The sequence below is a fragment of the Bradyrhizobium sp. genome (assembly GCF_036009065.1).
GTDB lineage: Bacteria > Pseudomonadota > Alphaproteobacteria > Rhizobiales > Xanthobacteraceae > Bradyrhizobium.
Map to the genome: position 1 here is coordinate 1 of NZ_DASYMN010000030.1, position 13946 is coordinate 13946.

Below are 13946 nucleotides of genomic sequence, written 5' to 3' on the forward strand. Positions count from 1 at the left end.
TGGCTATCAGGCGGGACACAAGTTTCGTCGAATAAGTCGATAAAAACGACAACAGGGGACGTGTCATGATGAAAGCCGTTGCAACGGCGGTGGAAACCGCTGAACGTAACGCCGGCCAGGCGCCGGTGCAGCCGCTCTATCACGAAGCGTTGACTTTGGTGGAGCGGCTGCATCGCCGCCTGCTCGACGTGATCAAGGACGAATTCGACCGCCGCGGCCGCGCCGACATCAACTCGGTGCAGGCGCTGTTGCTCTACAACATCGGCGACAAGGAACTGACCGCGGGCGAATTGCGCACGCGCGGCTATTACCTCGGCTCCAACGTTTCCTACAACCTGAAGAAGCTGGTCGAACTCGGCTTCCTCGATCATCAGCGCAGCCGCGTCGATCGCCGCTCGGTCCGCATCCGCCTGACCGCGCAGGGCCAGGAAATCCGCCGCATCGTCGACGCGCTCTATCAAAAGCACGTGAAGACCGTGGAGCAGGTCGGCGGCATTTCGAACGAGGAATTCGCCACCCTAAACAAGTCGCTGCACCGGCTGGAGCGGTTCTGGACCGACCAGATCCTGTATCGGCTCTGAAATTTTCGGCCAAGCCGCGAATCAAAAAAGGCGAACGCTACTCTAAGTTGCCCTTATCATTGCGCATCGGTCCATGTCCCGGACCGGTGCGCTTTGTTTTGCGCGATGCAAATTATGGTTTCCCGTAAGGAACTTTTACGCCGGTTTCGCGCTTATCAGTTCATACCGGAGGACGGAAGTCATGTTGGTCGAACGCGGCATGCGGGTGATGAATGTCGACGCGGTCGGCGGTGCCTATGCAATCGCGTCGAACTACTTGCGTAAAACCGGCGCCATTCCCGATACGTTCGTCACCGACGACCGTTTGCTGGAAATCATCGTACTGATGTTTCACCGCGGCGAATACAACAGGCTCCGCCTCGCCAACAAGGCGATCTCGCAGTTCGAGGCCACGCGGCCTGTCTGATTGCGACTTTTGAAATCCAGTGATTCAGAAATCCAGTGATTCACATGACCTGCCACGAGGATTCCATGGACTCCGCCATCGACCGCATCATGCAGACCTACGATCTTTTGATGAACCGCTCCGCCGCGGCCAGCGCCGAAGCGCGCGTCAAGGTCACCGACTATCTGACCGCGCTGTTCGAGGCCGGCGAAAAAGACACCCATCGCCTGACGGTGTGCGGACTGACCTATCTCCGCGAACTCGACGGCAGCAGCGATCCGGTGAAGGCGGGGTTTACGGGGCTGTAGGAGAGGTAGCGCGCAGGATCGGGTTGTCCGGATGCTGCGCAGCGCGCCGCTTTGCGCGGCGTGGTGCTGCTGTTGGTTTCTCTCCCCTTTTTGAGGGAGACGGCGCGCCGAAAGGCGCGCCTTGGTATCAGTGCCGCCGCATGATCCCCCAATTTCTTCGACCCTGGCAACGTGCTTCCGGCACAGGCGCGAGCAGCTCGCCATCCAGGCAGGCTTCGCCCACCCCTCGCCTGTACCCCCAGCCAATTTAAGGCAGAGCCCCGTTGTGGGCTCGGGCGGTTACCCAAGGTCCCCGGGTCCATGCTTGCGAGGCATGGCGGCCGCGACCGAAGCAATCCGGTCCTTGCTTGTGGCTTTCTGGATTGCTTCGCTTCGCTCGCAATGACGCAAAAAAAACATTCACATCCTATCGGGATGACGGTGTAGACGTGGCGCTGGTTCGTCTACAGCAGCACGATCCATGCCGGCGCGTGGTCGCTCGCCCCTTCCTCGCCGCGGAGGGCGCGATCGACGCCGGCCTTGATCAGGCGCGGCGCCAGTGCGGGGCTGAGCAGGAGGTGATCCAGCCGCAGGCCAGCGTCGCGCGGCCAGCGGTTGCGCTTGTAGTCCCAGAAGGTGAACATCGGCTTTGACGGATGCAGTGTGCGCACCGCGTCGGTCCAGCCCTGCGCCAGCAGCGCCTTGAAGGCGGCGCGGCTTTTCGGCTGGATCAGCGCGTCCTTGTCCCAAGAGCGCGTCGGATAAATATCGAGATCAGTCAGCGCCACGTTGTAGTCGCCCGCCAGCACGATGGGGACATCCTGCTTGAGAAGCGCCGCCGAATGCCGGCGCAGCCGCTTGAACCAGTCGAGCTTGTAATCGAATTTTGGGCCGGGCTGCGGATTGCCGTTAGGCAGATAGATGCTGGTGACGATGATGCCGCCAACCGCGGCTTCGATATAGCGCGCCTGGGTATCCTTGGGATCGCCGGGCAGATCCGTCCGGACCAGAACCGGATCGGTCTTGCGCGCCAGGATGGCGACGCCGTTCCAGGTCTTCTGGCCGCGCCAGACCGCGCCGTAGCCGGCCTTGTGTAGTGCGTCGATCGGGAAGTCGGCGTCGGTCGATTTCAGTTCCTGCAGGCAGACGACATCGGGCCTGGATGACCGCAGCCATCGCAGCAGGTTCGGCAGGCGCCGGTTGATATTGTTGATGTTGAACGTCGCGACCTTCAAGAATGTCAGGCCGGCGGCGTCGCAGCAGCGGGCGCGCTGGTTTCCGCGCCGTTGTTCTCGCTTTTTGCTTCGCCGCCCTTGTAGATCCGCGCATAGCGCCTGCCGAGGCTGGTCAGCACCTCGTAGCCGATGGTGCCGAAATGATGCGCGACTTCGTCGACGGTGATGCCTTCGCCAATCAGCGTCACCATGTGGCCGCGGCGCGCGGTCTTGTCCGGCAGGTCGGTGATGTCGATCGCCATCAGGTCCATCGAGATGCGCCCGGCAACCGGGCAACGCTTGCCGGCCACGATGACCTCGGCGCCGCGCGTACCATCATTGGCGCTGGCGGCGCGGAAATAGCCGTCGGCATAACCGGCCGAGACGATGGCCAGTTTGGTCGGCCGCCGCGCGGTCCAGGTTGCGCCATAGCCGACGCTGTCGCCGCGCTCGACATTGCGGAATTGCACGATACGCGCCTTCAGGTCGACAACGCTTTGCATCGGATTGTCGGCTTCCGGGGTCGGGTTGACGCCGTAAAGCGCCGCCCCCGGCCGCACCATGTCGAACTGGAATTGCGGGCCGAGATAGATGCCGGATGAATTCGACAGCGATGCCGGCACGCCGGTAAAAAGGCTGGCGATCTCGCGGAAGGTCGCGACCTGTTTTGCGTTGAGCGGATGATTGAGGCTCTCGGCGCAGGCGAGGTGGCTCATGACAAGCGTGATGCCGTGATCGCCGGCATTGATCCTGGGCACGATGCCCTGCGCTTCCACCAAGGTGAGGCCGAGCCGGTTCATGCCGGTGTCGATGTGGATGGCCGCACCTCCAGACCATCCGGAGCGGCGGCAAAACACGTCCCACTCGGCAAGTTCGTTGAGATCGCCGATCACGGGCCGGCAATTGAGTCTCGCGAAGGCATCGCCGCAGTTCTGAAAGAAGCCGTCGAGCACGTAGAGATCGGCCGACGGCAACGCTTCGCGGGCGGTGCGCGCTTCATCCAGGGTGGCGACGAAAAACGTCTTGCAGCCGGCGCCCGCCAGCGCCCGCGCCACTGGTTCTGTGCCGCAGCCATAGGCGTCGGCCTTGATCACGGCGGCGCATTCGGCCGGCACCGCGGTCTTCTCCAGCTTGCGCCAGTTGGCGACGACGGCGTCGAGGTCGACGGTGAGGATTCCGGGTAACGTGGCGGTCGCGGCAGCAAGCGCCGCCGCGGCGTTCGCCTCCGCTGACAGCAGGCCGCCAAGCGGGATCGATTTCAGGTCGGAAACGGGGGTCATGCCGCACTTTACGCGGGCCCCGGCGGTGGTTCAACCGTGCAGGCGATCTCAGTAGGTCCGTTCCGGCAAGTGACTGTCGTGCGCGAGATCGCTAAACCGCGTGAACTGGCCTTCAAAATGCAGTTCGACCGTACCTGTGGGGCCATGACGCTGCTTGCCGATGATCACTTCGGCCTTGCCGTGGACCAGCGACATGTCGAGCTGCCATTTCTCATGTTCAGGCGTGCCCGCACGCGGCTCCTTGTTGGCGAGGTAATATTCCTCGCGAAACACGAACATCACCACGTCGGCGTCCTGCTCGATCGAGCCTGATTCACGCAAGTCCGACAGTTGCGGGCGCTTGTCGTCGCGGCTTTCGACCTGCCGCGACAACTGCGACAGGGCGATAATGGGAACATTCAGCTCCTTGGCAAGCGCCTTTAGGGCAGTGGTGATCTCGGTGACTTCCTGCACGCGATTGTCATTGCCGCGCTTGCCTGAGCCTTGCAGTAGCTGAATGTAGTCAACCACCAGAAGGTCGAGGCCTTTCTGGCGTTTCAGCCGCCGCGCCCGCGCGGTGAGTTGCGAGATCGAAAGGCCGCCGGTTTCGTCGACATAGAGCGGCAGCGACTGCAACTCGATCGAGTAGTCGCGGATCTTCTCGAAGTCGGTCTCGGTAATGCCGCCGCGGCGGATCGTCGAGGATGCGATGCTGGTTTGTTCGGAGAGGATGCGCGTCGCCAGTTGTTCGGCGGACATTTCGCAGGAGAAGAAACCGACGATGCCGCCATTGACGGATTTCATGGTGCCGTCGGCCTGCAGTTCCGCGCGGTGCGCTTTCGCGACATTGTAGGCGATGTTGGTCCCAAGCGCCGTCTTGCCCATGCCGGGACGGCCCGCGACGATGATCAGGTCGGAAGGCTGCAGCCCGCCCATCTTGATGTCGAGTTCGCGCAAGCCCGTGGCGACGCCGGACAATTTTCCGTCGCGCTGGAAAGCCTTCGCCGCCATATCGACCGCGACGGTGAGGGCCTGCGAAAATTTCTGGAACCCGCCGTCATAGCGCCCGGATTCGGCGAGCTCATACAGCCGGCGCTCGGCATCCTCGATCTGCGCGCGCGGTGCAAAATCCACCGGCGCATCGAAGGCGACATTGACCATGTCGGTGCCGATGCCGATCAGATCGCGGCGCAGCGCCAGTTCATAGATGGTGCGCCCGTAGTCATGGGCGTTGATGATGGTGGTAGCTTCGGCGGCGAGGCGGGCGAGGTATTGGCCGACCGTCATGCCGCCGAGGTCGGTGTCGGCGGGCAGAAACGTCTTCAGCGTAACCGGGGTGGCGATCTTGCCGGCGCGGATCAGGCTCGAGGCGGTCTCGAAAATGGTCTGATGGATCGGCTCGAAGAAGTGCTTCGGTTCCAGAAAATCCGACACCCGGTAGAACGCGTCGTTGTTGACCAGAATGGCGCCGAGAACGCTCTGTTCCGCCTCGATATTGTGCGGCGCGGTGCGATAGGCCGGCGTCGCCGCGTCGGGCGCGAGTTTCAGGACGTTCGAATCAGTCAGGGCCATAGGTAAAAGTTTGTTCTTTGGATTTTGTCGGATGCGGGGCGCGATAAAGCGCCTACTCGAACCCGAGCGAAAGCTGGAACGCGCCTTATGCCCGATTCACACAACGCGGGGATGAAACCTGTCGAAGGCGCGCATCGGAGCTTGACGGGTTTTGCGAGCGGCGGCGGCAAGCGGCCACTTGTTCCGCGACGAGAAGGGAAAAACTGCCGGTGCGGCTGAACCTTTGGCGCGCGCCCGCGCACTCATCAAAAGGGCGGCGCGTTTGCCGTCCGGTGCGCCCGTTTGTCTCCGCCTCGAGCCTGATCAGATCAGGATGAGGTAGATCAGCGCGATCAGGCCGGCCGTGATGCTGGCGGCGATCAGGGCGTAATCGACGCGGATATCGTCCGTCGGCTGGAACGAAGGTTGGGGTGCTTGCTGGGCCATTCGGAAGGTTTAGGGCGGATAAACCGCAAGGTTTGTGAGGCAGATCACACTGGCCCGATGTTTTTTTCGGCACGGTTGTGGGAACGAGTTTTCGGGCCGCGGGTTGATACCGGGACGAAATCCGCGGCGGCTTAAGGCGGGACAGGCGATGGCTCAGCAGACCCAGCAATGGCGCTCCGGAAACGGCGAAATGGCGTGGCTGTCGATGCTGGCCGACAAGCTCAAGACGCTGTCCCGCCCGGAGATCCGCGCCATGCCCTGCGACCCGGCTTTACTGGCGGCAGCGCGGGCGCATTTGGCCCGTCCGGCGATGTCGCACGGATTTTACGGATCGAATTTCAGCCTTCGGAACTGAGTTCCGAGCCGCCCCATCCGAATCGGAGTCATTCACCGGCGATCTGCAGCCTCGGACGCCGGCCGCGTTCGACGCCGCGCAACCGGGCTTCCTCGCGCCCGATATAATCCCGCGTCATCGGCACGACGCCCTGGCGCCTGGTCAGCTGGATTTGGAACACCATCATGTTCTGCTTGCGGAACGACATCTCCGACGCCGCCAAGTAAAATTCCCACATCTTCGCAAAGCGCTCGTCGTAGAGCCGGACCGCTTCCTCGCGCCGCGCCATGAAACGCTCGCGCCACGCTTTCAGCGTTTCCGCATAGTGGAGGCGCAGAATCTCGATGTCGCACACCAAAAGCCCGGCACGCTCGATCGCCGGCACCACCTCGGAAAGCCCCGGAATGTAGCCGCCCGGGAAAATGTATTTGGCGATGTAGGGATTGCTGGCGTCCGGGCCTTCGGAGCGGCCGATCGAATGCAGCATCATCACGCCGTCGTCGGTGAGCAGTTCGGCGCAGCGCTGGAAGTATTTCTCATAGAAATCGACGCCGACATGCTCGAACATCCCCACCGATATGATGCGATCGAACGGGCCGGGGATCTCGCGATAATCCTGCAGCAGGAATTTCGCGGATTGCGTCAGGTTCCTTTCGGCGGCGCGGGCGTTCGACACCTGCAATTGTTCTGACAGCGTAACGCCGGTAACGCTGGCACCGGTCATTTCCGCAAGATACAGGCCAAGCCCACCCCAGCCCGAGCCGATATCGAGCACGCGGTGGCCGGGCTCGATCAGGAGCTTCGCCGCGAGATGCCGCTTCTTGGCAAGCTGTGCATCGTCCAGCGTTGCATCCGCCGTCTCGAAATAGCCGCAGCTGTATTGCTTGTCGGCATCGAGGAACAGCGAATAGAGCCGGCCGTCGAGATCGTAATGGCGGGCGACATTATCCTTGGATCGCGAGGGCGGATTGAACTGCTGGGCGTGCCGGACAAGATAGCGCAGCCACCATTGCAGCCTAGCCCAGCGCGGCAGCATGTCGGGCTGGTCGAGCAGGATGGCAAGCGCGTCGGCAATCGAGGCGTTCTCGAATACGAACGTGCCTTCCATGTATATTTCGCCGAGCGCCAGCTCGGGGTTGAGCAGGACGCGCCGCTCGGCATCTGATGTGAGGAACCGCACCGCGACCGGCTCGCCGGTGCCGTCGCCGCAGGTGAATTTTGCTCCGCTCGCGGTGGTGAACGTCATCGTCCCGCGGCGAATGAACTGGCCAACAAAGAAACGCAACAAGCGATCCATCGAAATCACCCGATGAGCGATCCCGCACGCGTGAGAGCGGCCGAGAACCTCGACGCGCCGGACCGAAATGGTTCCCCCTCGCAGTGATCATAATAATGCCGGAACGCCGGCGCCAGTATTGATAGGTGCAAGGCGATAACTCGAATTGTCCGGTTCACGCCATTGCGTTATCTGTGTGCTTCCATTCGCAAGATAATCGGCTAAAAGGTGACCGCCACGACTGCTGTGCAACAAGCGTCGGATTTAAGGCGAATTCCGCATCTGGAGAATCAAAGAATGTTGAGCCGAGCGCTCAGTTTAGCGACGGTGATGCTTTTGATCGGCGGTTTCGCGGCAGCCCCGGTGCGGGCGCAAAATCTCGAAGCCGGCAAGAGTCCTTCCCAGATTTTCTCCGGGACTTGTGCGGCCTGCCATAAAGGTGCGCGGGGCCTTCTGAAAACGGTGGCCCCGGGATCTCTGCCCGGTTTCTTGCGCCAGCATTATACTACCAGTGCTGAGATGGCGTCGGTGCTGAGCGCCTATCTGGTTTCCAACGGTGCGGCCGATACCCGAACTATCGGCGGCCAGCCCAAACAGGCCAAGGATGCCAAGCAGGAGCCGTCCGGACAGCCGGCTCAGCTCGATCGCTACGGAAGACCGATTCGCCGGGCGCCCACCCAGGAAGCCTCCAGGCCGGACGCGGACGGGCGGATGCCCCAGACCGAGCCAGGCGGGCGGCAGGGCCGCAACAGGCTGGCTAATCCCGACGCCGCCAAGCCCGCCATAGAGGGCCAGCCGCCCGCCGACGCTGCCAATGAGCGCGGACCTGACGGCCGCAAGCTGTCTGCCAAGCAGCGCCTCAGCAAGCGCGGCAAGCCGGCACAGGAGCTGCCCAAAGCCGACGCCGCCAAGACGGATGCGCCGATGGGCGAGGCCGCAAAGGGCGCGGCACCAAAGGACGAGAACCCCAATCTAGCCAAGGATGAAGGCAATAAACCTGAGGTAAAGCCTGAAGAAGAAAAGTCGGATTCGGCCAAGCTGGATGCCCCCAAAGGCGAGGCAAACAGGTCCGACGTGCCGCTGAGGGCGGATCCCGTTCCTGCAGTCACGCCGGCGCCGAAATTGTCCGAGGGCGAGGCCAAGCCGGCCGAGCTGGCGCCCGAATCCACTGCGGCATCCAGTGCCGTCTCCGAGCCGCAGGGCGGGTCAACGCCAACTGCGCCGCCGCCCTCCATCGCGGTCACGGCGCCACCGCCACCGCCGGTGGCCCCGGCGGGGCCCCCCGCGCCGCCGATCTCGCAGTGATCTAAATCAAGCCCGGCCTGATCCGGCCGGACTTGGTCCGCGTAGATAGCGAGGAAACCGGCCTTACTTCTCGACGGCTCCGGCATCGGGCGCCGGCTCGACGTCGTCGTGGCGGGCTTCGGGGTCGAAGAATTCGCCGGCGGCGGCCAATGCTTCGGCGGCGGCGTCCTGATCTTCCTGGCGGGTCGAGATGTCCTCGCCGCGGTTGATGCGCTCGGCCTCATCGGCGCTGCGCGCAACCGTCACGGTGACGCCGACTTCGACTTCCGGGTGCACGGCGATGGCGATCTTGTGCTTGCCGATGGTCTTGATCGGCGCGTCCAGCATCACCTGGCTGCGGCTGATGGTAACCTTGTCGTGCTCGAACGAGGCGATGATGTCGCGGATCGACACCGACCCGAACAGCTGTCCGGATTCCGACGCCTGACGCAGCACGACGACGTTGCGGCCGTCGATCTTTTCCGCGACCTTGGTCGCTTCGCCCTTGGCCTGGAGGTTGCGGGTTTCAAGGTCGGCCTTCATGCCTTCGAATTTGGCGCGATTGTCCGAGGTGGCGCGCAATGCCTTGCCGCGCTTGAGCAGAAAGTTGCGGGCAAACCCGTCCTTGACGCGGACGACCTCACCCATCTGGCCGAGCTTGGCGACGCGTTCCAATAAAATGACTTCCATGTTCGATCTCCTTAGGTGTTGAGCAGTTGAGGGTGATGGTCAGGATGAGGGGACGGGTGGCGGCGTCCTTCGTTGCAGATAGCGCTGGCGAAATCCGAAAACGGCGTCGGCGAGGCCCAGCCCCACCATCGCGAGAACCGGCCAGCCGAACACCAGTACGACGGCGTAGGCGCCGCCGAGCCATAGCGCGCGGCTTTTCATCGTCAGCGTCAGGGTATGAAGCACGGCGAAGCCGGTGAGCGCGTAAGCCATCATCAGCGCCGCGCTCACGATCTGGGCCAGAATCGCGAGCAGTCCGCCGGTGAAGCAGAGCGCCAGCGCAACCGATAGCGCCACCAGCGTCATCTGCGGCAGCGCCGCGCTTTTCATATCGGGCCACGGACGGTGCAGCCGGCCCGACGTCGCGGTAATTTTGGCGGCGAGCCAGAGATTGAGCGTCAGCGTCATCATTGCGACGATGGCGGCGGCGGCCGGCGCGATCATCACCAATGCATCGATGAATTGTTCGGTATCGCCGGTCGCCTGCGACGAAGCGCGCACGCCGATGATCCGCAGCAGTCCGCGGCGCAGCGCGCCTGTGATGCTCGCGGCATCGCCGCCGAGCGTGAACAGCGCCGCCATGGTGGTCAGCGCGGCAAAGCCGGCGGTCCACAGCAGGATGCGGCCGACCGGATACCATTCCATGACCGGTGCGACCGGCGCCGCCCCGTTGCCGGCCGAGACGCCGGTAGCGACGGGCCGCCCCAGCAGCGCCAGATGTCCGAGCCACCAGGCCGGCAGCGCGACCGTAAGGACGAAGGCGAGGCAATAGGGCAGGCCGAAGATCGCGCCGAGGCCCAAAGCCGCACTGATGCCACCGATGGTGGCGCTGAGCGGCCCCCATCCAAGGCCGGCGACCATCAGCGGCAGCGGCGCCAGATAGAACAGCAGCAGCGAGATCATCGCGCCCGAGATGATCGAGGCGAACATCAAGGCCGACGCGCAGCCGGCCGCGAGCGCAATGAGAATAATCGTCATCATCAGCTGTCCCGCTCCTTTCGAGCGGTTAGGGGCTCAAAACCCCAACCATCGGCGACCGGACGATCCGGAAGCCTTATGAAGAATTCGACTGGCCGCATCAACGCCGCCAGTCGAGCAACGCGTTAGCGGATCACGTAGGGAAGCAGGCCGAGGAAACGCGAGCGCTTGATGGCGCGGGCGAGTTCACGCTGCTTCTTGGCGGAGACCGCGGTGATGCGGCTCGGCACGATCTTGCCGCGCTCGGAGACGTAACGCATCAAGAGCTTGGAATCCTTGTAGTCAATCTTCGGCGCATTCGGACCCGTGAACGGGCAGGTCTTGCGGCGGCGGAAAAACGGACGGCGTGCACCAGCTTCAGCCATGATGCTTACTCCTCGATCGCAGCGGTTGGGGCGTCGGCGTCATCGCGCGGACGGCGCGGGCCACGATCGCCGCGGAAGCCGCCATCGCGGTCGCCGCCCCGGAAACCACCGCCTTCGCGGTCACCGCGGAAACCGCCATCGCGGTCGCCACGGAAGCCGCCGCCACGGTCGTCGCGATCGCGGTCGCGATCGACCTTGCGCAACATTGCCGAGGGGCCTTCCTCGTGCTCTTCGACGCGAACTGTGAGATAGCGGATGACGTCTTCGCTGATGCGCTCCTGCCGCTCGATCTCGGCGACAACAGCGGAGGGGCCGTCGATGTTCAAGAGCACGAAATGCGCCTTGCGGTTCTTGTTCATGCGATAGGTCAGCGAGCGTACGCCCCAGTTTTCGGTCTTCACGACCTTGCCACCGCCCTGCTCGACGATGCCGGTCATCTGGGTGGTCAGTTCTTCGACCTGCTGGGTGCTCGCATCCTGACGTGCGAGAAAAACATGCTCATAAAGCGGCATGGCTGTCCTTTCCTAGTGTTGACGCGTTTCCCGGCGGCAAGCCCTTCGAGGCCTATGGATAAGGACTCGGAAAGTAAGCTCAGAAGGCGGAAGCACGGGACGACGGACCGACTGGCCCTGCCGCATCAAGATCGCCCAGAAGGTGAAATTGCTGAGACCGTCCGTTCAGCTCCCGGCCGGGATCCACGGATGGCGCGGTTTATACGGATTTTGACCGCGATGGCAAGGGAAACAGGGCCGAAATCCGGGGTTCGGCAGAACATGGCGGAACCGGCGGCCTGCAAGCCATTGCTTGACATATTAGGGCTCGCCGGTGTCTTTCGGCGCGACTTTAGCGATATCAGGAATGTTCAGGGGCGCCGATGACCGCAGCTTTTACGTTTCCGGGGCAGGGCTCCCAGGCGGTCGGCATGGGCAAGGCGCTTGCGGACGCATTTCCCGCGGCGAAAGCCGTTTTTGACGAGGTCGACGCCGCGCTGGGCGGGAAGCTGACTGCCACGATCTGGGACGGCCCGGCCGAAACCCTGCAGCTCACCGAGAATGCGCAGCCGGCGTTGATGGCGGTCTCGCTGGCGACGCTGCGCGTGCTGGAGACCGAGGCCGGCTTTTCGGTGGCCCGCGACGCTGCATACGTGGCCGGGCACTCGCTCGGCGAATATTCCGCGCTGGCCGCCGCCGGCAGCCTTTCCATCGGCGACACCGCGCGGTTGCTGCGCACCCGCGGTCTCGCCATGCAAAAAGCGGTGCCGGTCGGCGTTGGCGCGATGGCGGCATTGCTCGGGCTCGATTATGAGGCAGCAGTGGCCATCGCCAGCGAGGCTGCGCAGGATCAGGTCTGCCAGGCCGCCAACGACAATGGAGGCGGCCAGGTCGTGGTCTCCGGCGACAAGGCCGCGGTGGAACGCGCGCTTGAGATTGCCAAGTCCAGGGGCGTCAAGCGCGCCATGCTGTTGCCGGTCTCGGCGCCGTTCCATTGCCGGTTGATGCAGCCCGCCGCCGACGCGATGGCGAAGGCGTTGGCTGATGTCGCAATCCGTGCGCCGGCGTCGCCGCTGGTGTCCAATGTGCTGGCCGCCGCCATTACCGATCCGGACGAGATCCGCCGCCGCCTGATCGAGCAGGTGACCGGAACCGTGCGCTGGCGCGAGTCGGTGGCTTACATGGCCGCCCATGGCGTGACGCGATTTTTCGAGATCGGCGCCGGCCGTGTGCTGAGCGGGCTGGTCAAGCGCATCGCCGACGGCGCCGTCGGGATTCCCGTCGGCGGGCCGAATGATATCGCTGCTGCAAAAGACTCATTGGCTTCAGCACATTCGGCGTGAGCGGGGCAAGGGGAGACTGACATGTTCGATCTGACTGGCAGGACCGCGCTGGTCACCGGCGCGTCCGGCGGCATCGGCGGCGCGATCGCGGAGAAGCTGCATGCGCAAGGCGCCAGGGTGGCGATTTCCGGGACGCGGCGGGAGGTGCTGGATGCGCTCGCCGGCAAACTCGGCGAGCGGGCCCACGTGCTGCCCTGCAACCTTTCGGACGCGGCGGAAGTCGAGGCACTTGTACCGGCGGCGGAGACAGCGATGGGGCAGGTGGATATTCTAATCGCCAATGCCGGCATCACTCGGGACAATCTTTTCGTTCAGTTGCGCGATGAGGACTGGGACGACGTGATCCAGGTCAACCTGACCGCGACCTTCCGCCTTGCCCGGGCGGCGACCAAGCTGATGATGCGCAAGCGGTTCGGCCGCATCATCGCGATCACGTCCATCGTCGGCGTCACCGGCAATCCCGGCCAAGGCAATTACACCGCGGCGAAAGCCGGGCTGATCGGCATGATCAAGACGCTGGGCGCGGAATACGCCAAACGCAACGTCACCGCCAATTGCATCGCACCAGGCTTCATCAAAACGCCGATGACGGATGCGCTTAACGACAAGCAGCGCGAGACGATCCTGTCCAAGGTCCCTGCGGCACGGCTTGGAACGCCCGACGATATCGCGGCGGCGGCAGTCTACCTCAGTTCGAATGAGGCCGCCTACGTCACCGGGCAAACGATTCATGTCAACGGCGGAATGGCCATGTTTTGAGGCATTTGGCCGCCTCCTCGACGAGGCGCGAGGGCCTTTGGGAGTGCCGTTTGGGCTTGTGGTCGACGTGGCGGGCGTGTGATAACCGGACCACGAACGGCACGGCAAAGAACCCCATTGCAGGATTTTGAAACCCTGTATATTGGCGGTGCGGAGCCTGCCGTCTTTCGCCGGGTCTCCGTCCGCAATGACGGGGCCAAATCAAGACAATGCGCGACCGCGACAGGAACTTGACGAGTAACGCACCGCGATGGCTCGGATCGTCTGCGGTCGGATCCAATGGGAACAACACGAGGTTGAACGATGAGCGAGATTGGCGAGCGGGTTAAGAAGATCGTGGTCGAACACCTTGGTGTCGAGCCCGAAAAGGTGGTCGACAATGCGAGCTTCATTGACGACCTCGGCGCCGACAGTCTCGATACGGTCGAGCTTGTGATGGCGTTCGAGGAAGAGTTCGGCTGCGAAATTCCCGACGATGCGGCGGAGACGATTCTGACCGTTGGCGACGCCACCAAGTTCCTTGAAAAGAACGCGAAAAGCTGACAACCCCGCGCGGTGCCGATGAAGCCGGACGGGCCGTGATCGCGGTCCACCGGCTTCTTGTTGTGGACCGCGAATTGATAGGGCCGGAGTCTTGGGTATGAGGCGGGTTGTCGTCACGGG

17 protein-coding genes are annotated in these 13946 nt (G+C 63.3%); 8 read left to right on the forward strand and 9 right to left on the reverse strand.

All coding sequences use genetic code 11. From position 1 onward, the window contains the following. Positions 1-65 precede the first annotated feature (65 nt). The 3 genes from ldtR to VGP39_RS02265 all read left to right on the forward strand — a co-directional run bounded on the left by ldtR (position 66) and on the right by VGP39_RS02265 (position 1274). Complete coding sequence (gene ldtR / locus VGP39_RS02255; RefSeq protein ID WP_327566484.1) at positions 66-581, forward strand: transcriptional regulator LdtR; 516 nt, start codon at positions 66-68, stop codon at positions 579-581. Positions 582-762: 181 nt separating this feature from the next. Further along, positions 763-987: a hypothetical protein gene (locus VGP39_RS02260; RefSeq protein ID WP_327566485.1), complete on the forward strand. Its 225-nt coding sequence runs from the start codon at positions 763-765 to the stop codon at positions 985-987. Between the two features lie 65 nt (positions 988-1052). Further along, the gene (locus VGP39_RS02265) at positions 1053-1274 is read left to right on the forward strand and encodes a hypothetical protein (protein WP_327566486.1); all 222 of its coding nucleotides are present in this window, start codon (positions 1053-1055) and stop codon (positions 1272-1274) included. A 443-nt stretch (positions 1275-1717) separates the two neighbouring features. Here VGP39_RS02265 and VGP39_RS02270 read toward each other — a convergent pair whose 3' ends face one another. From VGP39_RS02270 to VGP39_RS02285, 4 genes are all read right to left on the reverse strand, one after another. Beyond that, positions 1718-2488, reverse strand: a complete 771-nt coding sequence (locus VGP39_RS02270; protein WP_327566487.1) for an exodeoxyribonuclease III — start codon at positions 2486-2488, stop codon at positions 1718-1720. A 5-nt stretch (positions 2489-2493) separates the two neighbouring features. Then, positions 2494-3747, reverse strand: a complete 1254-nt coding sequence (alr, locus tag VGP39_RS02275) for an alanine racemase (protein WP_327566488.1) — start codon at positions 3745-3747, stop codon at positions 2494-2496. 48 nt (positions 3748-3795) lie between these two features. Beyond that, positions 3796-5298 (reverse strand): replicative DNA helicase, encoded by a 1503-nt coding sequence (locus VGP39_RS02280; RefSeq protein ID WP_327566489.1) that lies wholly within the window; start codon positions 5296-5298, stop codon positions 3796-3798. A 303-nt stretch (positions 5299-5601) separates the two neighbouring features. Then, on the reverse strand, positions 5602-5724 hold the full coding sequence (locus VGP39_RS02285; protein ID WP_327566490.1) for a hypothetical protein: 123 nt from the start codon (positions 5722-5724) through the stop codon (positions 5602-5604). 148 nt (positions 5725-5872) lie between these two features. Between VGP39_RS02285 and VGP39_RS02290 the strand changes: the two genes are divergently transcribed. Then, entirely contained in the window at positions 5873-6079 is a 207-nt protein-coding gene (locus VGP39_RS02290) for a hypothetical protein (protein WP_327566491.1), read from the forward strand. Positions 6080-6107: 28 nt separating this feature from the next. Here the strand turns inward: VGP39_RS02290 and VGP39_RS02295 are convergent, their stop codons facing one another. Beyond that, positions 6108-7355 carry a cyclopropane-fatty-acyl-phospholipid synthase family protein gene (locus tag VGP39_RS02295; protein WP_327566492.1) on the reverse strand — a complete coding sequence of 416 codons (1248 nt, stop codon included), beginning with the start codon at positions 7353-7355 and terminating at the stop codon, positions 6108-6110. Positions 7356-7823: 468 nt separating this feature from the next. Here VGP39_RS02295 and VGP39_RS02300 point away from each other — a divergent pair, with 468 nt between their 5' ends. Then, on the forward strand, positions 7824-8639 hold the full coding sequence (locus VGP39_RS02300; RefSeq protein ID WP_327566493.1) for a hypothetical protein: 816 nt from the start codon (positions 7824-7826) through the stop codon (positions 8637-8639). A gap of 63 nt (positions 8640-8702) precedes the next feature. Here the strand turns inward: VGP39_RS02300 and rplI are convergent, their stop codons facing one another. The 4 genes from rplI to rpsF form a co-directional block, all read right to left on the reverse strand. Then, on the reverse strand, positions 8703-9308 hold the full coding sequence (rplI, locus tag VGP39_RS02305) for a 50S ribosomal protein L9 (protein ID WP_327566494.1): 606 nt from the start codon (positions 9306-9308) through the stop codon (positions 8703-8705). Positions 9309-9347: 39 nt separating this feature from the next. Beyond that, entirely contained in the window at positions 9348-10328 is a 981-nt protein-coding gene (locus VGP39_RS02310; protein WP_327566495.1) for a hypothetical protein, read from the reverse strand. Between the two features lie 122 nt (positions 10329-10450). Further along, positions 10451-10690, reverse strand: a complete 240-nt coding sequence (gene rpsR / locus VGP39_RS02315) for a 30S ribosomal protein S18 (protein ID WP_002711478.1) — start codon at positions 10688-10690, stop codon at positions 10451-10453. A gap of 5 nt (positions 10691-10695) precedes the next feature. After that, complete coding sequence (gene rpsF / locus VGP39_RS02320) at positions 10696-11202, reverse strand: 30S ribosomal protein S6 (protein WP_327566496.1); 507 nt, start codon at positions 11200-11202, stop codon at positions 10696-10698. A 362-nt stretch (positions 11203-11564) separates the two neighbouring features. Here rpsF and fabD point away from each other — a divergent pair, with 362 nt between their 5' ends. The 3 genes from fabD to VGP39_RS02335 all read left to right on the forward strand — a co-directional run bounded on the left by fabD (position 11565) and on the right by VGP39_RS02335 (position 13826). Next, positions 11565-12524: an ACP S-malonyltransferase gene (gene fabD, locus VGP39_RS02325; RefSeq protein ID WP_327566497.1), complete on the forward strand. Its 960-nt coding sequence runs from the start codon at positions 11565-11567 to the stop codon at positions 12522-12524. A gap of 21 nt (positions 12525-12545) precedes the next feature. Beyond that, entirely contained in the window at positions 12546-13283 is a 738-nt protein-coding gene (gene fabG, locus VGP39_RS02330) for a 3-oxoacyl-[acyl-carrier-protein] reductase (protein ID WP_327566498.1), read from the forward strand. A gap of 303 nt (positions 13284-13586) precedes the next feature. Next, a complete protein-coding gene (locus tag VGP39_RS02335) occupies positions 13587-13826 on the forward strand; it encodes an acyl carrier protein (protein ID WP_006610957.1) in 240 nt (79 codons plus the stop codon). Positions 13827-13946: the final 120 nt, after the last annotated feature.

Coding starts and splice junctions, on each gene's coding strand:
- VGP39_RS02285 (WP_327566490.1), bottom strand. CDS start 5,724: ATGGCCCAGCAAGCACCCCAACCTTCGTTCCAGCCGACGGACGATATC.
- rplI (WP_327566494.1), bottom strand. CDS start 9,308: ATGGAAGTCATTTTATTGGAACGCGTCGCCAAGCTCGGCCAGATGGGT.
- VGP39_RS02335 (WP_006610957.1), top strand. CDS start 13,587: ATGAGCGAGATTGGCGAGCGGGTTAAGAAGATCGTGGTCGAACACCTT.
- alr (WP_327566488.1), bottom strand. CDS start 3,747: ATGACCCCCGTTTCCGACCTGAAATCGATCCCGCTTGGCGGCCTGCTG.
- ldtR (WP_327566484.1), top strand. CDS start 66: ATGATGAAAGCCGTTGCAACGGCGGTGGAAACCGCTGAACGTAACGCC.
- VGP39_RS02310 (WP_327566495.1), bottom strand. CDS start 10,328: ATGATGACGATTATTCTCATTGCGCTCGCGGCCGGCTGCGCGTCGGCC.
- VGP39_RS02295 (WP_327566492.1), bottom strand. CDS start 7,355: ATGGATCGCTTGTTGCGTTTCTTTGTTGGCCAGTTCATTCGCCGCGGG.
- VGP39_RS02280 (WP_327566489.1), bottom strand. CDS start 5,298: ATGGCCCTGACTGATTCGAACGTCCTGAAACTCGCGCCCGACGCGGCG.
- VGP39_RS02290 (WP_327566491.1), top strand. CDS start 5,873: ATGGCTCAGCAGACCCAGCAATGGCGCTCCGGAAACGGCGAAATGGCG.
- fabG (WP_327566498.1), top strand. CDS start 12,546: ATGTTCGATCTGACTGGCAGGACCGCGCTGGTCACCGGCGCGTCCGGC.
- fabD (WP_327566497.1), top strand. CDS start 11,565: ATGACCGCAGCTTTTACGTTTCCGGGGCAGGGCTCCCAGGCGGTCGGC.
- rpsR (WP_002711478.1), bottom strand. CDS start 10,690: ATGGCTGAAGCTGGTGCACGCCGTCCGTTTTTCCGCCGCCGCAAGACC.
- VGP39_RS02260 (WP_327566485.1), top strand. CDS start 763: ATGTTGGTCGAACGCGGCATGCGGGTGATGAATGTCGACGCGGTCGGC.
- VGP39_RS02265 (WP_327566486.1), top strand. CDS start 1,053: ATGGACTCCGCCATCGACCGCATCATGCAGACCTACGATCTTTTGATG.
- rpsF (WP_327566496.1), bottom strand. CDS start 11,202: ATGCCGCTTTATGAGCATGTTTTTCTCGCACGTCAGGATGCGAGCACC.